The sequence below is a fragment of the Paenibacillus nanensis genome (assembly GCF_003583765.1).
GTDB classification, from domain to species: Bacteria; Bacillota; Bacilli; order Paenibacillales; family Paenibacillaceae; genus Pristimantibacillus; species Pristimantibacillus nanensis.
In genome coordinates, this window is record NZ_QXQA01000001.1 from 751666 (window position 1) to 772839 (window position 21174).

At 53.7% G+C, this 21174-nt stretch carries 17 protein-coding genes; 11 read left to right on the forward strand and 6 right to left on the reverse strand.

Translation table 11 applies throughout. The annotated features are described in order from the left end of the window. Positions 1–56: 56 nt before the first annotated feature. The gene (fabI, locus tag D3P08_RS03160) at positions 57–833 is read right to left on the reverse strand and encodes an enoyl-ACP reductase FabI (RefSeq protein WP_119597944.1); all 777 of its coding nucleotides are present in this window, start codon (positions 831–833) and stop codon (positions 57–59) included. A 344-nt stretch (positions 834–1177) separates the two neighbouring features. On the opposite strand from fabI, the gene D3P08_RS03165 reads away from it, so the two are divergent. The 6 genes from D3P08_RS03165 to D3P08_RS03190 all read left to right on the forward strand — a co-directional run bounded on the left by D3P08_RS03165 (position 1178) and on the right by D3P08_RS03190 (position 9326). Further along, the gene (locus tag D3P08_RS03165; RefSeq protein WP_240647265.1) at positions 1178–2062 is read left to right on the forward strand and encodes an ABC transporter permease; all 885 of its coding nucleotides are present in this window, start codon (positions 1178–1180) and stop codon (positions 2060–2062) included. Between the two features lie 37 nt (positions 2063–2099). Next, positions 2100–3002, forward strand: a complete 903-nt coding sequence (locus tag D3P08_RS03170) for a carbohydrate ABC transporter permease (protein WP_119597946.1) — start codon at positions 2100–2102, stop codon at positions 3000–3002. 233 nt (positions 3003–3235) lie between these two features. Then, on the forward strand, positions 3236–4900 hold the full coding sequence (locus D3P08_RS03175) for an extracellular solute-binding protein (RefSeq protein ID WP_119597947.1): 1665 nt from the start codon (positions 3236–3238) through the stop codon (positions 4898–4900). Positions 4901–4996: 96 nt separating this feature from the next. Continuing rightward, positions 4997–6568 carry a response regulator gene (locus D3P08_RS03180; RefSeq protein WP_162848343.1) on the forward strand — a complete coding sequence of 524 codons (1572 nt, stop codon included), beginning with the start codon at positions 4997–4999 and terminating at the stop codon, positions 6566–6568. Positions 6569–6626: 58 nt separating this feature from the next. Continuing rightward, on the forward strand, positions 6627–8387 hold the full coding sequence (locus D3P08_RS03185) for a sensor histidine kinase (RefSeq protein WP_119597949.1): 1761 nt from the start codon (positions 6627–6629) through the stop codon (positions 8385–8387). Positions 8388–8447: 60 nt separating this feature from the next. Beyond that, the gene (locus D3P08_RS03190; RefSeq protein ID WP_119597950.1) at positions 8448–9326 is read left to right on the forward strand and encodes a DUF72 domain-containing protein; all 879 of its coding nucleotides are present in this window, start codon (positions 8448–8450) and stop codon (positions 9324–9326) included. Positions 9327–9342: 16 nt separating this feature from the next. Here the strand turns inward: D3P08_RS03190 and D3P08_RS03195 are convergent, their stop codons facing one another. Genes D3P08_RS03195 through D3P08_RS03205 form a run of 3 tightly spaced genes read right to left on the reverse strand, consistent with a single transcriptional unit; the run spans position 9343 to position 12554 of the window. Then, positions 9343–10488, reverse strand: coding sequence for a DHHW family protein (locus tag D3P08_RS03195; protein ID WP_119597951.1), 1146 nt, complete (start codon positions 10486–10488; stop codon positions 9343–9345). Between the two features lie 21 nt (positions 10489–10509). Beyond that, positions 10510–11889 (reverse strand): MBOAT family O-acyltransferase, encoded by a 1380-nt coding sequence (locus D3P08_RS03200; protein ID WP_119597952.1) that lies wholly within the window; start codon positions 11887–11889, stop codon positions 10510–10512. Positions 11890–11897: 8 nt separating this feature from the next. Continuing rightward, a complete protein-coding gene (locus D3P08_RS03205) occupies positions 11898–12554 on the reverse strand; it encodes a DUF4358 domain-containing protein (RefSeq protein ID WP_240647230.1) in 657 nt (218 codons plus the stop codon). A gap of 230 nt (positions 12555–12784) precedes the next feature. Between D3P08_RS03205 and thrC the strand changes: the two genes are divergently transcribed. Then, positions 12785–14185, forward strand: coding sequence for a threonine synthase (gene thrC / locus D3P08_RS03210; RefSeq protein WP_119597953.1), 1401 nt, complete (start codon positions 12785–12787; stop codon positions 14183–14185). Between the two features lie 601 nt (positions 14186–14786). Here thrC and D3P08_RS03215 read toward each other — a convergent pair. Continuing rightward, a complete protein-coding gene (locus D3P08_RS03215; RefSeq protein ID WP_420819007.1) occupies positions 14787–15653 on the reverse strand; it encodes a helix-turn-helix domain-containing protein in 867 nt (288 codons plus the stop codon). A 158-nt stretch (positions 15654–15811) separates the two neighbouring features. Here D3P08_RS03215 and D3P08_RS03220 point away from each other — a divergent pair, with 158 nt between their 5' ends. From D3P08_RS03220 to D3P08_RS03230, 3 genes are read left to right on the forward strand one after another with little or no spacing between them, the layout of a single operon-like run. Then, positions 15812–16870, forward strand: coding sequence for a Gfo/Idh/MocA family protein (locus tag D3P08_RS03220; RefSeq protein ID WP_119597954.1), 1059 nt, complete (start codon positions 15812–15814; stop codon positions 16868–16870). Next, entirely contained in the window at positions 16867–17724 is an 858-nt protein-coding gene (locus tag D3P08_RS03225; RefSeq protein WP_119597955.1) for a sugar phosphate isomerase/epimerase family protein, read from the forward strand. Before D3P08_RS03220 ends, D3P08_RS03225 begins: the two co-directional genes overlap by 4 nt. A gap of 25 nt (positions 17725–17749) precedes the next feature. After that, complete coding sequence (locus D3P08_RS03230) at positions 17750–18640, forward strand: sugar phosphate isomerase/epimerase family protein (protein ID WP_119597956.1); 891 nt, start codon at positions 17750–17752, stop codon at positions 18638–18640. Positions 18641–18701: 61 nt separating this feature from the next. On the opposite strand, the gene D3P08_RS03235 is transcribed toward D3P08_RS03230, so the two are convergent. Then, complete coding sequence (locus D3P08_RS03235; protein ID WP_119597957.1) at positions 18702–19130, reverse strand: DUF2383 domain-containing protein; 429 nt, start codon at positions 19128–19130, stop codon at positions 18702–18704. A 147-nt stretch (positions 19131–19277) separates the two neighbouring features. Between D3P08_RS03235 and D3P08_RS03240 the strand changes: the two genes are divergently transcribed. Further along, entirely contained in the window at positions 19278–20999 is a 1722-nt protein-coding gene (locus D3P08_RS03240; protein WP_162848344.1) for a methyl-accepting chemotaxis protein, read from the forward strand. The last annotated feature ends 175 nt before the right edge of the window (positions 21000–21174 follow it).

A 21174-nucleotide genomic window follows, 5' to 3' on the forward strand; every position in this document is an offset into this window, starting at 1 on the left:
ATCCGAGAAAAAAGGACGACTTGCGCCGCGTGCAGCAGCGCTTGCCGTCCTTTCTGTTACATCCCCATGATGTGGTAGCCGGCATCCACATGCAGCACTTCGCCGGTGACGCCTCTGGACAAATGACTGAGAAGGAACAGAGTCGCGTCCCCGACCTCGTCCTGGTCGATATTGCGCCGCAAAGGAGCTTTCTCCTCAATAGCCGACATGATGTCGTTAAATCCGGATACGCCTTTGGCCGCCAGCGTTCGGATCGGCCCGGCCGAAACCGTGTTGACGCGGATGCCGTATTTGCCGAGGTCTTCGGCCAAGTACCGGACGCTCGCTTCGAGCGCGGCTTTTGCTACGCCCATGACATTGTAGTTTTTGACGACCCGTTCCGCGCCGATATAGGACTGGGTAACGATGCTGCCGCCCTCCGTCATCCATTTGCGGGCTTCTCTCGCGACGGCGACCAGCGAATAGGCGCTTGATTGCTGTGCGAGCAAATAGCCGTCGCGGCCGGTTTCGACGTATTCGCCCTTCAGGTTCTCCTTATCGGCGAATGCGATGGAATGCACGAGGCCGTGTAGGACTCCGGCGCGTGCTCCGATTTCGTTGAACGCCGCTTCGATGCTCGCATCGTCGGAAGCATCGCAGGACACGCATAGAAGCGGCTCAATTCCCGCCTGCTCCAAGAGCTGCCGCAGCTTTTGGGCGGAGCGTTCTTTGCGGTAAGTGAAAATAAGCTTTGCGCCTTCGCGGTGGAGCGCCTTCGCGATGCCCCAAGCTATGCTTCTTTCGTTAGCGACTCCCATTACGACAACCGTTTTATTACCCATTAAACCGTTCATTCGGTACCTCCCGTTTACGTACAGTTAACTAGAACCTGATATTAGTACCAGATGCTAATGATGAAGCAGCTTTATTTTACGTTGATTACGTTGAAGTGTCAAACGAAGCTATATCCCAGTAAGTGGAAAATAAAAAGTTCGTTATGCCATTATTCCTTGTCGTTGAATTTCGATACTTTTCGTTGAAAACGGGAGTAGAATCGGCTTAGACGTCATCTTACAATAGGCTTATCTTACATGGGAGCAGGAGGAGATTCGGGATGGATAGCGGAGTTACAGCACCAGATACGGCGTCAAGCGTCGCGGTCTCCCATAAGGGAAAGCCGTTATGGAAGCGTTTCATCATGCAATGGCAAGTACAGGTCATGATTTTGCCAGCGTTGGCATTAATTCTCATATTTAATTATTTGCCAATGTACGGCGTTCTGATGGCGTTTCAGGATTACAACTTGTTTAAAGGGTTTTTCGCAAGCGATTGGGTAGGCACCAAGCATTTCGAGATGTTTTTTAACTCCCCCGATTTTTTTCGGGTCATCCGCAATACGATCGTCATCAGCTTGCTTAAGCTTGTGATCGGCTTCCCGGCGCCGATCATTCTCGCGCTCATGCTGAACGAAGTGAAAAATATGCTGTTCAAGCGCGTCATCCAGACGATCAGCTACTTGCCTCACTTCCTGTCCTGGGTCATTGTTTCGGGCTTTGTCATCTCGATGCTGTCCGTGGATAACGGAAGCCTCAACATCATGCTCGAGAAGCTGAATCTCATCGACAAACCGATTAACTTCTTGTCGCTGCCGGAATATTTCTGGGGCATTATCGTGACCACGAATGTGTGGAAGGAGGTCGGCTTTGCGACGATCGTCTATCTTGCGGCGATCGCGGGCGTCGACCAAAGCATGTACGAAGCGGCTTCTCTTGACGGGGCGAGCAAATGGAAGCAAATCTTTCTCATTACGCTGCCTTCGATCATGCCGGTCGTTATCATATTCCTCATCTTGAATATCGGCAGCCTGCTGAACGCGGGCTTCGACGACCTGCTTCTGCTGGGGAACAGCGCCATGCTGCGGGACGTGGCGGATGTGATCGACACGTACTCTTACCGGGTGGGCATCATCAACAGACGATATTCCTACGCGGCGGCGGTTGGCCTATTCAAAGCGGTTATAAGCGTCGGACTGCTGACAATGGCCAATTATTTGGCGCGGAGAGCGGGTACGAGTCTATGGTAGGGCAGACGATCATTATACAGAAAAGCGGTGAGACCTTATGAAGCTGAGCAGAGGCGACAAAACGCTGCATGTTATCATCTATATCCTTCTGACCATTCTGGGGTTTGTCACCTTGTACCCATTCTGGAACTCCGCGGTCATCTCGTTTAACCTCGGCATCGATACGGCCAAAGGCGGCATTACGTTCTGGCCTAGAGTATTCACGCTGGACAATTACGAGATCGTGCTGCAGGATACGCGGATTGTGAAGGCGTTCGGCGTATCGGTGCTTCGAACGATTGTCGGGACGTTCCTGTCCATTCTGTTCACGGCTCTGTTCGCGTACGGCATGTCGATGAAAGGCGTCGTATTCAAAAAGTTCTACATGGTGTTCGCCGTTATCACGATGTATTTCAGCGGAGGGCTCATCCCCTCTTTCCTTGTCAACATGGAGCTGGGATTGATGAATACGTTCTGGGTGCTCGTTATCCCGACCATCATCAGCGTTTACAACATGATCATATTCCGGACGTTCTTTATGGGACTGCCGAACGGGCTGGAGGAATCGGCCCGAATTGACGGCTGCAGCCCCTTCGGCGTCTTTTTCCGGATCGTGCTTCCGCTGTCGGGGCCGGTTATCGCGACCTTATCGCTGTTCACGGCCGTCTACCACTGGAACGATTGGTTTACGGCAACGATTTATATCGATAAGGCGGATCTATTCCCGATTCAGACGATGCTCCAGCAAATTATGAACTCGAACATTATGACGGAGCAGCTGACAATGGCGACCAAAGGCAACGCCGCCGCGGCGGACGCGATGAGCCGCATGCAAAGCGTGACGACCAAGTCGCTGACGATGGCGACGATGATGGTCGCGACGCTGCCGATTATTCTGGTGTACCCGTTCGTGCAGCGCTTCTTCGTCAAAGGCGTCCTAGTCGGCTCGCTGAAAGAGTAAGCAAGATATTCCTTCCTCGCTGCAGATTCAAAAGTTCACTTATTCATTCCGGCTAAAAACCGGGCCCCGCGAAAGTAATCGGAATTTACATCGAAGCTTCACTTCACTTTCGTGGGTATATGAGATATTCGATGTCGAATAGACGTCCAGTTACACTTCATGATCAAAAGCGGACTTTACAGGCGGCGGGGATGAATATAGATTTGAACGAAAATAGGGGAGGCAAGTACAGGATGAAAAAGACAAAGAAGCTTTTGTCCGGGGTGTTCACGCTAGCTCTGGCCGGCGCGCTCGCTTTGAGCGGCTGCTCGGGCAGCAATAATTCCGGCGGCAGCACGAACGCTGGCGAAACCAACACGGGCAGCAGCAATTCCGGATCGGCGACCGAGTCGAACGGCTTCAAATTTGGGGAAACGCCGTTTACGTTCACGTATTACGTCAATTACGATTGGTGGACAACGGAGCCTTGGGGCGCGAGCCCGAACAGCAAGTGGGTGCAGGATAATCTTCACATCACGGTCGAGCCGATTCAATCCGGCGGCGCGGCTGCTCAAAAGCTGAGCACCATGATTGCCTCCAAAGAATTGCCGGACGCCATTATGATGGACCGCGGTCCGGACGTAGAGCGTCTGCGTCAAGCCGGCGCGCTGGTCGCGCTCGACGATTATATCGAGAAATACCCGAACCTGAAGAAATGGGCAGGGGAAGAAACGCTGAACATGCTCAGATCGCCGGACGGTAAAATTTATCAGTTCCCGAACTGGTATACTTCCGCTCCGACAGGCAACGACGGCTGGTTCGTCAACAAAAAGATTTACGAAGAGCTTGGCAGACCGAAGCTGGAAACGTTCGACGACCTGTATGCTTATCTGAAAAAAGTGCAGGAAACGTATCCCGACGTTGTGCCTCTGGAAGTCGGCCGCGGCGCGCAGGGCGTAGAGGTGATGTTCGCCGGTTTCGCTAACGATCATCCAAGCCAATTCAGTTACATGAAAGCGTATACGAAGGACGATAAGCTTGCTACAATCTATGAAAACGAAGCTTACAAAGAAACGTTGACCTTCGCGAGCAAGCTGTTCCGAGAAGGGCTGATTACGCAGGACGCGCTGACGCAGAAGGAAGACCAGGTGAAGGAGAAGCTGGCGACGGGCCGCGTGGCGGTATTCGTAGGCGGCAACGCGACGAACCTGGGCCGCGAAGGCCACAACGCTTTGCGGGCAGCCGATCCGAATGCGGGATACGAATTCATCTGGCCTCTGATCAAGCCGGGCGTAGACAAAAACAAAGTGTACCCGAACGGCTACAATGCGCTGGGCTGGAATGTCAACGTCATTACAACGAACGCTGAAAATCCGGAAGCGATCTTCGCCTACCTGGATTGGATGACCGGCGAAGAAGGCCAGCGCATTATGTTCTTCGGTCCGCAAGGCCGCTACTGGGATGAAGTGGACGCCGACGGCGCACCGATTCCGAACGACAAGTGGTTCTCCACTCCGCAGGAGGAGAAGGACAAGGATAAGCTGGAAGCTTACGTATGGGCGGGCAACGCGACTTACGTCGATACGACCAAATCGAAGATCGAAGCGAATCTCCCTGAGGAGCAGCGCAACTGGGGGGCCGTCGCCCAGCTGAACGTTTCTTGGAAAACGTCGTATAACAATACGCAGTTCAACAATATCGATCCGGCTCCGGAAACGGACGAAGGCATTATTCTTCAACAAGTGAACGAGCTGGCTACCGAATACTTCGGCAAAATGCTGTTCGCTCAAAGCGACGCGGAAGTGGCGAGCCTGATTGAAGAGGCGAAGGAGCAAACGAACGCGCTCGGCTATGAAAAAGTGCTGGAGTTCCGAACGAAGGCTTGGCAAGAAAATCTGGCAAAGATGAGCGGAAACTAATCCGCATCCATAGCAAGAGGATATACGGTGACGTATATCCTCTTCTTGGGCTTTCCCAGGATGCCTTCGGCAACAAATCAACAGGACGGTGATGGCATGTATAAAGTGGTGTTGGTCGATGATGAGGAGCTGGAGCTGCTGGGCATTCAAAAGCTGGTGCCTTGGAAGGAGCTTCAAATGGAAGTGATGGCGGCTTGTCCGGACGGCTTTACGGCGCTGAAATATTTGGAGGAAAACGAAGCCGATCTGCTGGTCTCCGATATCCGGATGCCGATCATGTCGGGACTTGAGCTGGCAAGCAAGGCGCAGAAGCTGCATCCCGGCCTTAAGCTGCTCTTCGTCAGCGGCTACGAAGACTTTCAATATGCGAAGCAAGCCTTGTCCATGCAGGCTAGCGGGTACATTCTAAAACCGGTCAACGACAATGAAATGATCGGCGCGCTGCAAGCGGTGAGGGCGGCTCTTGATGAAGAGAACGGACAGAAGACGCGCGAGCGGTCGATTCAGGAATCGATGGTCTATTTGAAAAATGAGCTGTTGGAGCGCTGCCTAGAAGGAACGCCGGACTGCGACACGGCCATTACGCTGATTGAGCAGTTCAATCTGGGACCGCATACCGGCAGCCTGCGCGCCGCGGTGATGGAGCTCGAAGAGCCGGATTGGCGAAGCCTGCCTTACGGGAACGCCGATCGGCCGGATGACCAATCGGCGCGGCTGTTCGACGCGGTGTCGCAGCTTTGTCAATCGTCCGGCATCGGGATGTATTGCAAGCTGTCTCCCCGCAGATTGGCTGTCGTTCTCGAGGAGTCGGCGGAGCCTTCGCGCTTGCAGCGGATTATGGAAGAAATGAATGAGCGATATGCCGTTACGCTGACGACCGGCTTAGGCCGCGAAGTGCAGAGTCTTGACGATCTTCACCGTTCTTATACCGAAGCCTGCAAGGCCTTGTCGATGAAAATGTTCCAAGGCAAAGGCAAGCTCATCGCTTATTCGGAGGCCAGAGCGGAAGCGCAGGACAGCGCCCTGAACATCGAATCGACTGTCGATTCGCTGCTTGTTGCCATGTCGGGCTACGACTTGGTAGGCATCGTGGACCGGATGGAGGAGCTGTTCCAGCAGGTGAAAAATATCGAAAATCCATCGGCCGTCCGCAATTATTCCTTGTTTGTCATCAGCCGGCTGGATACCTATTTGAACGGGCTGAACGAAAGCCTGTTTTCGCTGACGCAGAAGGAAGGACAAACGATGGACCGTCTGTTTCAGTTCGAAACGATTGACGATATCCATTCGTGGCTGCGGCGAAGAATATTTGAAATTTCGGAGCACCTCCACAATAAGAAGCGGCGGAAAAATATGAAGCTGATCGGCCAAATTCAGCGCTATATCGACGAGCGGCTCGGCGACAGCCTTTCCTTGAAGGAGGTCGCGCAGGCGTTTTCTTTTTCCCCGAATTATTTGGGCCATCTGTTCAAGGAAGAGACGGGGGAGCTGTTCAGCGATTATATGAACCGGCAGCGGATGGAGCTGGCGAAACGGCTGCTTAGCGATACGTCAATGAAGGTGTACGAGGTGGCGGACCGCGTTGGCGCAAGCACGCTCGCTTACTTCAGCAAGCAGTTCAAGGATTACACCGGGCTTACGCCGGGCGAGTACCGCAAGCAGCTGTAACCGCGCCTATAGCGCATGCTTTCATGCAAGTTTAACTTCCAAAGGAGAGACTGATCCCGTGAAGAAAAAACCGATGCTGCCTTTTGGCTATAAGCTGATGGCCTCTTACTTGCTGATGGCGCTTTTTCCCGTGGTCATCATCGGCTATTACGCCTACACGACGTCGGTCCAGTCCATCCGGGAGCAAGCCGCCTCCTCGATCGAAGGCACCTTGCAGCAGACCAAAGAAAACGTGCAGTTCAGGCTTCAGCTGCTCAGCCGGACGACAGACCAGCTCTACTGGGATTACGCGCTGCAGGAGGACTTGCGGCTCAAAAACAACGGCTGGGGCATTTACAATACGACGATCAAGTCCGTGGAGCCTAAGCTGTTGAACGCGGTTAATCTTACGCCGCATAAGGCGCTGCTACGTCTGTACATCACTAACGAGCAATTCCCGGAGATGTACGCGCTCCACCCGCCGGGCACGGATCCCCTCATCCGGATGGAGACGTTCGAGCTGCTTCATTTAAACCGGATTGAGGACAAATATTGGTATAAGACGCTGCCTGTCGTAAAAGAAGGGGATGTCGACGAAAACTTTTATTGGATGCAAGTAGAGGAGGACCGCAAGGTCGGAAATTTGTCTCTGATGCGCCGGATGTACGATTACGAGGATATGAAGCAGATCGGCTTTATCCGCGTCGTGTCCAAGATCGACCAGCTGCTTAGCGGCGTTCATTACGAGAAGCTGGGCGAAAGCAGCTCCGTCATCGTGCTGGACAGCGTGAACGAAATGATATACGCATCGTCGCCGGATGCGGGACGGTATCCGCTGCTTACAAAGTGGGAGCCGGAGTGGGAGAAGGGGCATTTGACGGTGCGGCAGCAGCTTACGGACGTTGGCTGGACGCTTGTTGCGCTTGTTCCGGACGATCAGATGGAGAAGCAGCTCGGCAAGGTGAAGCGGATGACCGTCCTGATCTGCATCGGCAGCTTTATTATGCTTGCGGGGGCAAGTCTGATCGTTTCACGGTTTTTGACCGTGCGGATCACGAAGATTATTCATTCGCTGAACGCCTTCCGGGAAGGAAGGTTCAATAAGCGAATTCAATATAGCGGCAATGACGAGTTTTATTATATCGCGGAAGCGTTTAACGAGATGGGCGGCTACATCAATACGCTGATCAAAGAGGTGTATGTGGTGCAGATGGAAAAAAAGGGAGCGGAGCTGAAGGCGCTGCAGGCGCAGATCAATCCGCATTTCCTTTATAACACGCTGTCGTCGATCAGCCGGCTCGGCAAGCTCGGGGAAATCGAGAGGCTGGACCAGATGGTGATGGGGCTCGCGAAGTTCTATCGTCTTACGCTCAATAACGGCAAGATGATCATTCCGGCGCAGCTGGAAATCGAGCAGGCCCAGGCGTATATCGCGATCCAAAAAATTAAATACGGCAGCAGGCTCGACGTCTTCTACGATATCGGCGCCGAGGTGTATGGCTATAAGACGGTTAAGCTCATTTTGCAGCCGTTCATCGAGAATGTGCTGGAGCATGCGCTTTATCAGCCGACGATTCAAATTAAAGTCAGCGCCCGCGCGCGGGACGGCATGCTTGATTTCCGGATCGTGGACGACGGCATCGGAATGAAGCCGGACACGCTTAAGCAGATATGGTCGGGAGAACCGAAAAGAGCCGGAGGATACGGCATTCGCAATGTCGATGAACGAATTAAGCTGTATTACGGCCAGGAGTATGGCGTCTCTATTGGCAGCGTCTATGGAGGCGGGACGACCGTACGCATCCTTCTGCCGATGAACAAGCAAGACGAGTCCGCTTGAAATGACGGCCGCCTTCAGGCATCATGAAGCTAATAACGTTATGACCAGGAGGACATCGAAATGGGAATCTCCATTGGGCTTGCGGGCTGGGGAGATCACGACTCGTTATATCCGTCCGGGACGAAGCCGGGTGACAAGCTGAAGGTATACGGCAGCCACTTTCCAGTCGTCGAGGTGGACAGTACCTTTTACGCCATACAACCGAAGGAGCGGTTCGCCGCATGGGTGAGCGGGTCGCCGGCGAGCCTGCGGTTTGTCGTGAAGGCTTATCAGGGGATGACCGGGCATCAGCGCGGTCCGGCCGCCGCCGCCAATGATCCGGAGGCAATGGCCGAGGCGTTCCGGCGGATGCTGGAGCCGGCGGTCGAGAGCGGCCGGTTGACCGCAGCCCTGTTTCAATATCCGCCTTGGTTCGATTGCACGAGCCGCAATGTGAAGGAGCTTCGCGACATGAAGCGCAGAATGGCGGGCATTCCATGCGCGCTCGAATTCAGGCATCAGAGCTGGTTCGACGGCGGCATGGGCGAGAGAACGCTGCAGTTCATGCGGGAGGAGGGCTGGATTCACAGCGTCTGCGACGAGCCGCAGGCGGGCATCGGCAGCATTCCGACCGTCCTTGAAGTGACGGACGCGGAGACTACCATCGTGCGCTTTCACGGGAGGAATGCGGCGAATTGGAACAATGGCGGGGGACCGAATTGGCGCGAGGTTCGTTATTTATATCAGTACTCCGATGAGGAGCTGCTGGAGTGGAAGGCGAAGCTGGAGCAGCTTCAGGAGAAAAGCAAGGAGATTGCCGTCATTTTCAACAATAATTCGGGCGGACATGCCGCGGGCAACGCCAAGACGATGATGGCGATGCTCGGACAGAAAAAGCCGGACGGCGGGGAGCCGCTTGCCCCCCTTCCGTCCGGCCCTGAGCAGCTGGAGCTGTTTTAGCTCCCGGCTGCTTTTTTTAGTATTTCAGCTTCAGCAGTCCTCTTTCCTCCACGAAGGTGGAGGTATTAAACAGCAGCAGCGCATTGTCGATACCGTTCTGTTCCATATAATCGCTGATGCTGCCGTTATAATAACGGATATCGATCATATGGATCTCCCGCACATGATTCGTTAGAAAGGGAACCATGCTGTGCGCGTAGGAATCTTTGATGAGCAGCAGCTTCTCCAAGTCGGCCTGCCCGGCTGCGAGCCGGCTTTTTAATATAACTAGCGCGTGGACGCCGCCTTGGAAGTAGGAATATTTATCTTTCTTCTCCAAGAAGCTGTCGTCATATATGCGGTTTCGCGTCTCATCCGTATCTGCGATATACATTTCGGTCTCGACCGGCTGCTTCGGTTCGTAGACTTGGACGGAATCCGGCTGGGCCGTTCCGAACTGGCCGCGCGTATGGTAGCTGCCGAGGAACGAATCCGTCACGGTGCGGATGTTGAAAGCGTCCTCGGCGAGCGGCTCCCAGCCCATCGTTTCGGCATAGGCGCGGTAGGCCAGATAAGCGCCGTAAGTAGTCCAATGGTGATCGGTACGGTAGAACAGGTCTTTACCGCTGTCGTCAGGCTTCAAAAAATCAAATCCGTTCAGGAACCCTATTTGATCTCTAACCTTTTCTTCTATATATTGATGAACCTGACGCTGCGGGTATACCGTAGCGAGCCATGGCAGCTTCTCCGGATAGATGCCGACGGAATTAGGCGACAGGAGGAAGCGAATATCGGCTCCCGGGCGGTTAGCCGCCAATTGCTTCATCGCATCCGTGTATTCCTCCAGCTCCGCGTAATCCGGCTCCCCGAATTTTTCAAACAGGAAGCCGTCCTTGCCGTAATAGATGCCGTTGTTTTCTTTTTGCAGCCGAAGCTGTTCCATGACGGATTTAGCGGCAATCCAGCTTGGGCGGAACGGGAAGTGATCCGTTACATAGAGCTCCGCTTCGTCCGCGAACCGCTTCGACCAGACATTGTCCCAGGTCAGCTTCGGCGCTTCCTGCAAGCTGCGGTTCTCGTTTTCGGAAAAAGTTTCGTTAGGCAGCATGAAAAAGAAGAGAGACATAGCGCCAAGCAGGGTGAGAAAGCCCCAGACGTACAAGCGGTCTATTGTTTTGTTCATCGTTAGCAGGCACCTCTTGTTCTAAAAGCGGAAATACAAAAACGGATTAAACGTCGCATCGACCAAATACGCGATGGACATCAGGAACAGCAGCCCGTGCCAGACAAGCGCGGCTCCGGAAGGAACAACCGCTCGTTTCGGTTTTTGCAGGGACGCGGCGACGAGAACGGCGAGCAGAACCGCATTCGTATACAGCAGGTACAAGGAATGGCTGTCGAACAAGGACTCCCCGTTTGCGCCGAACATAGCCGCGAAATAACCGCCGATATTCGGGAGCTCCTCTATCGCAAAGAATACCCAGCCGAACAGAATGAGGAGCAAAGCGTAGCCGTGGCGAACCCAGCCAGGCAGACGCTGCAGCAGCCCGAGCAAAAACCATTTCTCCACAATAAGGATGACGGCGAAATAGATCCCCCACAAAAGGAAGTTCCAGCTGGCCCCATGCCAAATGCCCGTAAGCGACCATACGATCACGATGTTGCGAAGCTGTACCGCAAGTCCGCGCCGGTTGCCGCCGAGCGGAATGTAGACATATTCCCGAAACCAGGTGCCGAGCGATATATGCCAGCGCCGCCAAAAATCGGTGACGCTTTGAGCCGTATAAGGCTTATTGAAATTTTCGTTAAAGCGGAAGCCGAACATAAGGCCGAGTCCGATCGCCATATCGGAATAACCGCTGAAGTCGAAATAAATTTGGAACGCGAAGGCGATTATCCCTATCCAAGCGGTTAGCGCGGGTAGGGATGCCGCGTGCTCGGCGGAGACGCTGTTCCAGACGAGGCCGATATTGTTGGCGAGCAGCACCTTTTTGGCGAGACCGACCGTAAAGCGGCGTACGCCCTCCGCAAACATTTCGTTATTGACGATACGGTGGCGAAGCTCTTCCGCGATCGTATTGTACCGGACAATCGGCCCTGCCACCAGCTGCGGAAACAGCGCCACGAACGCCGCGAAGTCGATCCAATTGCGCTGCGCCTTCGCCTCCCGGCGGTACACGTCAATGATGTAGGACATCGATTGGAACGTGTAGAACGATACCCCGATCGGAAGCGGGAGCTCCGTCAGCGGAATATCCGTTCCCAGCAATCCGTTTAGGCTCCCGATCAAAAAGTCGGCATATTTGAAATAACCGAGCACCGCCAAGTTGACCGTAATGGATGCGATAAGCACCGCTTTGCGGCGCGCTTGTCCCAGCTTCGGATGCTCCAGCAGCAGCCCGAAGCCATAGTCGGCCGCCGTCGACAGCAGCATGAGCGCGATATAGACGGGCTCGCCCCATGCGTAGAAAATAAGGCTTGCCGCGAGCAAAATCGCATTTTTGAGCCGGCGCGGCGAAATGAAATAAAGCAGCAGGACGGCCGGCAAAAAAACAAACAGGAAAAAGAGACTGCTGAATACCATTGGCTGCGCTACTTCACAAGAGCTTCAAATTCGGCAGCCATATCGTCCGCGTTTTCCGAAATGACGAACAGCACGTAGCTGCCTTTGACGACAAGCTTGTAATTTTTGGCGTTTTCGTATTGATCCTGCAGATAGGTTTCGAAAACCTTCTGCACGTCGGCCGCACGCTGCTTGACACCTTCCTGCACGGCTTCAAGATCTTTGGCGTCCTTCACCTTCAGTACGGCCAGCTCATTCGTCTTTATATTCATGAGCGGCGTCATGATCGTATAATCCTCCAGCAGAGCAGGGTCCAAATGATACATATCCTTCACCATATCGCCCTCAAGCTTCATCTGGGAAGGCTGCTCGAACTTGGCGAGGATCGCGTCCGCAATGGCTTGCGTGGAGCCCTCTTCGGCTGCGGCCCCTTCGTCATTCGCTGCGCCGCTATCGGAGCTTCCATTCGCTGAGCCTTCATTCGCACCTGCGCCGTCTTCATTCGTTCCGCCCGCGCTGTTTCCGCTATTTTGTTCTCCTCCAGCGCCTGTGTCGGCATTGCCGCTTTCCGATACATTTGAGCCCGTATTGGCATCGCTGTTATTTGACTTATTATCCGCTCCGCAGGCCGTTAAGGCTAAGCCCATCGCGACGACCATCAATAGCTGCATAACGCGTTTTTTCATAAGTGTTCATCATCTCCTCGGTGACTTTTATCGTTTGGCATTTCTCACAGGTACAAACGAATGTGCGCATCTTAATGTTGCAGCAGCGCGGATGGAAACAATTGTTAGCGGCTATTCCGGAAATAGCGGCACTTTTCAAAATAGGTATTCGATTTTCGCACGGAACAGTGTTAAAATGCATAAAAGAGCTATTCCATGAGCATTGCGGTGGCAAATAGGAGGAACGACGGATGAAGTACAAAAGCACAAGGGGCAAGGTTAGCAATATCGGATTTATCGACGCTTTTATGATGGGGCTCGCGGATGACGGAGGTCTGCTTGTGCCGGACACCATTCCGCAGCTGCCGGAGGAGACGCTGAAGGCTTGGCAGGAGCTTAGCTACCAGGAGCTTGTTATGGAGATATTTTCCTACTTTACGAACGGCGAAATCCCGGAGGAAGAATTGCGGGCGATGGTCCAAGCGAGCTACTCGACCTTCCGCGATCCTGAAGTGACGCCGGTACGGCGCATTAATGACGAGCTTTACCTGCTGGAGCTGTTCCATGGACCAACGTTTGCGTTCAAAGATATCGCTCTGCAATTTATCGGACAATTCTATTCCTACGTGGCCGAGAAGCGCGGCGTAAAAATTCATATTTTGGGTGCGACCTCCGGCGATACAGGCGCTTCGGCCATTCAGGGCGTCAGAGGCAAAGACGGCATCAAAATCTGCATTTTGTTCCCGACGGGCAAGGTCAGCAAGGTGCAGGAGCTGCAAATGACGACCGTTCAGGACGACAATGTGCTCAACCTGTCGGTCGACGGCAATTTCGACGATTGCCAGCGCATGATCAAAGAGCTGTTCGCGGATCTGGACTTCAAGTCGGCGAACCATCTGGCTGCCATCAACTCGATCAACTTCGTCCGTATATTGGCGCAGACCGTTTACTACTTCTACGCGTACTTCCAAGTGGCGAAAGCAAACGGCGGCAAGATCGGCAAAGTTAATTTCAGCGTGCCGACGGGCAACTTCGGCGATATTTTTGCAGGCTATCTGGCGAAGCGCATGGGTCTGCCGGTAGGCAAGCTGATTCTCGCCACGAATGAAAACAATATCCTGGAGCGTTTCATTCAAGAGGGCGTATACATGCCGGGCGACTTCCGGATTACGTATAGCCCGTCCATGGATATTCAGGTTGCGAGCAATTTCGAGCGGTATTTGTATTACGTGCTGGACGAGGACGCGGCGTTGGTCGAGCGCCTGATGGCACAGTTCAAATCGGAGGGTGAAATTTCGATCTCCGAGGAAGCGCTTCGTAAAGTGCAGGCCGAGTTTGCGGCACATGGCGTAGACGGTCAGGAATGCTTGGACACGATTTCCGATTTCCAGACGAAATACGGCTATCTGCTTGATCCGCATACCGCTTGCGGCGTTGCGGCGGTTCAGCAATGCGCGGATGAGGGCGAAGTTACCGTCTCGCTGGCGACTGCCCATCCGGCGAAGTTCGATGAGGCGATCCGTCTGTGCGGCATCGAGCAGTCGTTCCCTGCGGAAATTACGGCTTTGTTCGATAAGCCGCAGCGTCAGGTTCATGTGGAAGGCAAGCTGGAGGATGTCGTGCGGGAGCTTGAGAAATTTTATAACGCATAGAACAGAGCATGCTGATAGCCTGAATTCGTGGAACACCCCTTGGAATCGTTATTCCAAGGGGTGTTTTTTCTTTGCTATAGGCTCCCCGTCTTCCGGGGAACACGTTGCACACAGTCTGTGGTTTAGGAGTAACCGTGTTTTTCGACGTTATTGGGTCGAGCGACTGTCCGCTCATCGCCAGTAACCGCTATTTTCGCCGTTATTGCCTCGCACGTCCGTCTGTCGGCCACTGGTAACCGCTATTTTCGCCGTTATTGCCTCGCGCACCAGTCAGCCGGTCAGCAGTAACCGCTATTTTCGCCGTTATTGCCCCGCGCGCCCGTCCGCTGGTCAGCAGTAACCGCTATTTTCGCCGTTATTGCCCCGCGCGCCCGTCTGTCGGTCACTGGTAACCGCTATTTTCGCCGTTATTGCCCCGCGCGCCAGTCAGCCGGTCAGCAGTAACCGCTATTTTCGCCGTTACTGCCTCGCACGCCCGTCTGTCGGTCACTGGTAACCGCTATTTTCGCCGTTATTGCCCCGCGCGCCCGTCCGCAGGTCACCAGTAATCGCTATTTTCGACGTTGCCTCAGACCGCGACGCTGGGGCTGCTGCCGAATTGCTACGTCCTCAGCTGCGAAGGGGAAATCTTTTTATGCTTTTTGAACGTCCGGCTGAAATAGTAGATGTCGTTGAAGCCCGATGCGGCCGCGACCTCGGTGACGGTCAGCGGGGTATTGCGCAGCAGGTGATCCGCTTTATCGAGACGCGCCGCCGTAACATATTCGGTAACGGTGCGGCCCGTCAGCTCTTTGAACAGCCGGCTGAAGTGGTAGCGGCTTAAGCCCGCGATACCGCACAGCAGGTCAACGGACAGCTCCTCCATATAGTGCTCGGCGATGTAGCGGAATACCGGCTCAAAGCGCTCGACGTTTTTCATCCGTTCCGCGTATTCGTCTTTGGTCAGGACAGTGGCGACATGTCCGCGGAGCAGCAGCGTCATTAGCCGATACAGCTCGGATTTGATCGCCAGCTCATAGCCGAAATCGCGCCGCTCGAGCTCGCCGATCAGGTCATGCATGCAGGCGATGGTCTTCTGGTCGCCTCTAATGAGATTGCGAAGCAGCAGGCGGTTTTGGGAAATGGGCGCAATAAACTTTGTTTCGGCAGCGTCTACCGAGCCGCTGTGAAGCAAAGACATATCGGCAATACAAACATAGTAGACGAGCTCCGAGGTGACGCTGACGCCATAATGGAGCTCATTGCTGTTCACGACGATCAAATCGCCGGGCTTCGCGTGTATTGGAGTTGATCCGCATTCGAAGATAGCTTCTCCCGATTCGACGAACAGAAATTCCAAATGCTCATGCCAATGATGCGGGAACAGAACGATGCCGGCTTGGTTGAAGACAGTCCGATGGACCTTGATCGGAAAGTGGGGGTTCGGCATGCTCATCGTTTCATGCAGCGTCTTGTAATCGATCGTCATTAGGGCTTCGCTCCTTCTCACCACAGCACATTTGTACAAACAAACCGCACACCTTTGCATGGCGTCCAAAATCAATTTCATTATAATACGGAAGTGTATACATGCAAAGGTTTACAATTGATCTTTACACTAACGGAATCGACAAGGAGAGATTGGTTATGGCAATTGTCCAAATCGGCGTTATCGGCAACGGTTCGATCTCATCTTTACATCTTAACGCTTACAAAAACAACCCTGACGCGAACATCTATGCCGTATGCGATCTGAACGAGGAGCGCGCGCGAGCGGCGGCGGACAAGTATGGAGCGGAAAAGGTATACACGGATTACCGCGAGCTCCTCGCAGATCCGAATATCGACGCCGTCAGCATTTGCACCTGGAACAACACCCATGCGGAAATCAGCATTGCCGCGGTGCAGGCGGGCAAGCATGTGCTGGTGGAAAAGCCGCTGTGCCGTACGGTGGAGGAAGCGCTGAATGTGCAGCGCGCAGTTGAGGAATCGGGCAAAATCCTGCAGGTAGGCTTCGTACGCCGCTACGACACAAATGCGCAGCTTCTCAAATCGCTGGCAGATCAAGGCGAATTCGGCGACATTTATTACGCGAAAGCTACCGCCATCCGCAGATTGGGCAACCCGGGCGGCTGGTTCTCGGATATCGAGCGTTCCGGCGGCGGTCCGCTAATCGATATCGGCGTCCACGTCATTGACCTGAGCTGGTACATGATGGGCCGTCCAAAGCCGGTATCCGTCAGCGCGAATACCTACCGCAAGCTGGGCAACCGCGCCAATATTCAAAATCTCTCCTTCTATAAAGCGGCAGATTACGACGCGTCCAAAAATACGATTGAAGATATGGCGAACGCGCTAATCCGATTCGAAAACGGCGCTTCGCTGCTGGTCGACGTCAGCTTTACGCTGCACGCGAAAAAGGATGAAATGTTCGTCAGACTGTACGGCGACAAAGGCGGCATGGAGATCGATCCGGAAACCGTTATCGTTTCGGAGAAGAACAATACGATCGTTAACATCCATCCGCAGACGGACCATAAAGGCTTCCATTTCGAGAGCGCCTTCCAGAACGAGATCGATCATTTTATTGGAAATATTCAAAATGGAACGAGCCCGATCTCTCCGGTCGCGGACGGCGTAGAAGTGATGAAGATGCTGTGCGGCATTTATGAATCCGCCGCCAAAGGCGAAGAGGTGAAGCTATGAAATTGGGCGTAAGCACATATAGTCTTCATAAGGCGTTTTCCAAAGGCGAGCTGACGTTGACTGGCGTCATCGACTATATCGCAAGCATCGGAGCGGAGCATGCGGAGATTGTGCCGCTTGGCTTCTCGCTGATCGAGGATCCGTCGTTGATCGCTTCGATTCGGAATGCCGCAAAAGCGGGCGGGATCGAGCTGTCCAATTACGCGATCGGCGCAAACTTTGCGGGACTGGAAGGCGATGCGTACAAGCAGGAAGTGGAGCGCGTGAAGCGCGAAGTTGACGCCTGCGCTGCGCTTGGCATTACTCGCATGCGGCATGACGTGGCATCTTCTAAAGACTTGTCCATCGGGAACTTCCTCTCCGAGCTCCCCCGGCTGGCGGAGGCTTGCCGCGAGATTGCCGATTATGCGAAAACCTTCGGCATTACAACAAGCGTGGAGAACCACGGCTACTTCATTCAGCACAGCGACCGCGTACAGGCGCTGGTCAATGCGGTCGACCGCGACAACTTCCGCACGACGCTGGACGTCGGCAACTTCCTGTGCGTAGATGAGAATCCTGCTTCAGCAGTAGCGAATAACGTGAAGCTGGCCTCGATGGTCCATGTGAAGGACTTCTACACCCGTCCATCCTACCGTAATCCAGGTGAAGGCTGGTTCAAATCGTCGAGCGGCAACTACCTGCGCGGCGCGATCGTAGGCCAAGGGGATATCAACATGCCGCATGTGCTGCGAATTATTAAAGAGAGCGGATACGACGGTTATATATCCATCGAATTCGAGGGCATGGAGGATTGCCTAACCGGCACGAAGATGGGCTTTAATTACGTGAAGCAGCTATGGGCTGACCTTTAAATAAAAGAAGCGAGGAGCGATTCATATGGCATCTCCAATTATGACGAACAAAATTGGCGTCATCGTCGACAGCTTCCAAGTGGGAGTAAAAGAAGGTTTGCTTAAAGCGAAAGAGGTTGGAGCTGACGGCGTGCAAATTTATGCGGTCAGCGGCGAGATGGATCCCGCTAACTTATCGGGGGCTGCAAGGAAGGAACTCAAATCTTATATCGATTCGCTCGGCCTTGAAATCTCCGCGCTGGTCGGCGACCTTGGCGGACACGGCTTCCAGGATCCCGCTCAGAATAAAGAAAAGATCGAAAAATCGAAGCGGATTATGGAGCTGGGCATGGAGCTCGGCACCAATATCGTGACGACGCATATCGGTATCGTTCCGGCGGACCGCAACAGCCGTATCTATGCAACGATGCATACCGCATGCGAGGAGCTCAGCAATTTCGCTAACGGGATGGGCGCATTCTTCGCGATCGAGACGGGACCGGAGACGGCGGCGCATTTGAAGTCGTTCCTGGACGGTCTTGGCTCAAGGGGCGTCTCGGTTAACTTTGACCCGGCGAATATGGTGATGGTAACGGGAGATGATCCTGTTCAAGGCGTCTATACGTTAAAAGACTATATTGTGCATACGCATGCGAAGGACGGGGTGAAGCTCGGGCCAATTGATCCGCGCGACGTATACGGAGAATACGGCTACGAGGTTGAGCTGAACCATGAGCATATTGCAACAATGGCTGAAACCGGGGCCGCATTCCGGGAAGTGCCACTTGGCGAAGGCAGCGTCGATTGGAATGCTTATTTGCAAGCGCTGAACGATATCGGCTATAAAGGCTATTTGACGATCGAACGCGAGGTCGGCACGAATCCGGAAGCCGATATTAGGCTGGCGGTAGACTTTTTGAAGAAATTTAGAGGGTAACCGGAAGAAACAGAAAAAGCGCGCGGGATGCAGGAAGAACTGCTTCGCGCGCTTTTTTTTTCTAATGGAGCATGTTTTTAAGCTGATCGACATGTCTTCGGTTCGTATCGATGACCTCTTCAACGATGCGTTTGCTTTCGGGATCCAGGTCGCCCTTCACGACCTCTTCCGCATACTGGACGCCGTAATTGTCGTTGCCTTTGATCGCGTCTTGAATGATTTTTGTTGCATCGTCGGGGACCATCATTTTATGCATGAAAGCGTGCATAGAGCCTGTCAGACCTTCGTCGTCGGCCGGCACGCCGCGCAAATTTTGAATCCGTTCGGCGATCGTCTGCGCGCTATGCTTAATCTCTTGCTGCATGGTTTGAAACTGCCGCTTCAATTCTCCGTCATTCAATTTCTGGATATAGTGCTCATAAGAACGAATGCCCATGTAGGTCCCCCGCAGGAGCGTGTTCAATTCCTCTACGATTGTCTCGTTATTCAACCTGCCCGCCTCCTTTTATTGGTAGTATGCCGCTGTTACGAGGTCATTATCCTAGTTCTTCCTGATTATATCTAGCGCGAAAGGACTAGAGTCATGTAATATAGTGTAATGTTTGTTTGTTCTACTTTTTGGAGGGTGGAGTGCAGGTTGAACCGTTTATGGACAAGAATGGTCTTATTTTTCTCATGCTTAATTATTATTGCTGTCGCGGTACTCGGGATAACGATATATCGCTCATCGATGAATCTGGTCGAACAATCGTTAGGCGCCCAAGCCCAGCTCGTCGCGGAAAACGCCGCGAAGCTTATTGATCCGGCGAAGTACGCGCGCCTTACTCCGGAAGGCGGAGAGACGGAGTATTATGGCGAGGTGCGGGAAAAGCTGAACGCGCTGAGGGAAACGAACGGATTGAAATATTTGTACACGTTAGGCAAAGGACAAGAAAACGGGGCTGCCTATTATTACTATATGGTGGACGGAGCGCCCGCCGATGTGGCGGAAGATGATTTTTCTCCAATCGGAACCCGGGAAGAGAACGAATATCCTGGCATGGTACAAGCATTCTCCGAAGGGCTGCCGGTCATCGGGGAATTGACCGAAGACGAGGAATACGGCGCCACGATTACGGCTTATATTCCGCTTAAGGATGACAAGGGACAACCGATTGGCGTCATCGGGGCGGACTTCAACGCAGAGCAGGTATATGCGCTCATGAAGGACAATACGAGAACGACGATCTTCGTTGCGATCGGCATTGCGGCCGTTGGCATCGCGCTTGTTATGGCTCTGGCGAGCTATTTGACGAGGCCGCTGCAGCAATTGACATCAAGAGTGGCGAAGGTGAGAGAGGGCGACTTGACCGTCGACATTCCCATCCATCGGAAAGACGAGATCGGACAGCTTGCGAACACTTTCCAGGAGCTCGTGATCAATACAAGGTCGGCAATTCGAAGCATGCGCGAAAGCTCGGAGAAGCTGCTCGCGGCCTCGGCGGATGTATCGTCGCATGCCATAACGACGTCTGCGGCAAGCAGCCAAATCGCGGCGAGCATTGAGGAAGCGTCGAGCGGCGCCAATATTCAAATGAATCGGGCATCCGACATGACGAGAGCAGTCGAAAGCGTGACGAGAAGCATGCTTCGGATTACAGAATCGGCAGCGATTGTATCGGATGCCGCGGAAGAAACGATGGAGCATTCGGACCGGGGGAAAGCGCTGATCGGACAAGCGGTCGCCGGAATGGAAGCGATTGGGGAATCGGCGGGAACGATGCTTCAAGCAACGAGGCAGCTTGAAAATAGGTCCGATGAGATCGGTGAGATTACGACCGTGATGGCCGATATTGCCGCGCAAACCAACCTGCTGGCCCTTAACGCGGCGATCGAAGCCGCGCATGCCGGCGAGAACGGGCGGGGGTTCGCGGTCGTTGCGGAGCAAGTGCGCAAGCTGGCCGTTCAGTCTCAGACATTTGCGGTGCAAATTGCGGAGCTTATTGCGAAGACGCAGGAGCAGACGGCGCGACTTGCGGCGGATATGGCGAGCAACGCTGGGGAGGTAAATACGGGCCTCACGCGTGTGAAGGAAGCAGGGGACGCATTTTATGCCATCTTGGACAGATTGGAGCAGGTGAACACGCAGCTGCAGGAAGTGTCTGCCGCCTCGCAGGAGGTGTCCGCCGAATCCGAAGAAGTGGCTGCTTCTGTTGAAGAGATGGAACAAATATCGCGGACCGCGGCGCAGCACTTCCAGAGTGTCGCCGCGAGCTCCGGCGAGCAAATGAAAGCGATGGACAAGGTGGCTGCTTCTGCGGAGTCGCTTCGCGAAATTTCGAACCATTTGAACACGCTGAATAAACGGTTTACCGTTTAAAAAATGCAGGTAAGCAGGAAGGCGAAGCGGCTGCCCTTGGGGCAGCCGCAGGCTGTCGAGAAAGTCTCGACAGCCTTTCATATGTTTAATTATTTTAAGACGACACCGCGTTAATGTTGTATAATATAATTAACAATAACTGAACGGTAGGTGTCGCTGATGCTGCGATCTAATC

Bases quoted from the DNA above. Each gene is read 5' to 3' on its own strand.
- fabI (WP_119597944.1), bottom strand. From the start codon at position 833: ATGAACGGTTTAATGGGTAATAAAACGGTTGTCGTAATGGGAGTCGCT.
- D3P08_RS03165 (WP_240647265.1), top strand. From the start codon at position 1,178: ATGCAATGGCAAGTACAGGTCATGATTTTGCCAGCGTTGGCATTAATT.
- D3P08_RS03170 (WP_119597946.1), top strand. From the start codon at position 2,100: ATGAAGCTGAGCAGAGGCGACAAAACGCTGCATGTTATCATCTATATC.
- D3P08_RS03175 (WP_119597947.1), top strand. From the start codon at position 3,236: ATGAAAAAGACAAAGAAGCTTTTGTCCGGGGTGTTCACGCTAGCTCTG.
- D3P08_RS03180 (WP_162848343.1), top strand. From the start codon at position 4,997: ATGTATAAAGTGGTGTTGGTCGATGATGAGGAGCTGGAGCTGCTGGGC.
- D3P08_RS03190 (WP_119597950.1), top strand. From the start codon at position 8,448: ATGGGAATCTCCATTGGGCTTGCGGGCTGGGGAGATCACGACTCGTTA.
- D3P08_RS03195 (WP_119597951.1), bottom strand. From the start codon at position 10,488: ATGAACAAAACAATAGACCGCTTGTACGTCTGGGGCTTTCTCACCCTG.
- D3P08_RS03200 (WP_119597952.1), bottom strand. From the start codon at position 11,889: ATGGTATTCAGCAGTCTCTTTTTCCTGTTTGTTTTTTTGCCGGCCGTC.
- D3P08_RS03205 (WP_240647230.1), bottom strand. From the start codon at position 12,554: ATGAAAAAACGCGTTATGCAGCTATTGATGGTCGTCGCGATGGGCTTA.
- thrC (WP_119597953.1), top strand. From the start codon at position 12,785: ATGAAGTACAAAAGCACAAGGGGCAAGGTTAGCAATATCGGATTTATC.
- D3P08_RS03215 (WP_420819007.1), bottom strand. From the start codon at position 15,653: ATGACGATCGATTACAAGACGCTGCATGAAACGATGAGCATGCCGAAC.
- D3P08_RS03220 (WP_119597954.1), top strand. From the start codon at position 15,812: ATGGCAATTGTCCAAATCGGCGTTATCGGCAACGGTTCGATCTCATCT.
- D3P08_RS03225 (WP_119597955.1), top strand. From the start codon at position 16,867: ATGAAATTGGGCGTAAGCACATATAGTCTTCATAAGGCGTTTTCCAAA.
- D3P08_RS03230 (WP_119597956.1), top strand. From the start codon at position 17,750: ATGGCATCTCCAATTATGACGAACAAAATTGGCGTCATCGTCGACAGC.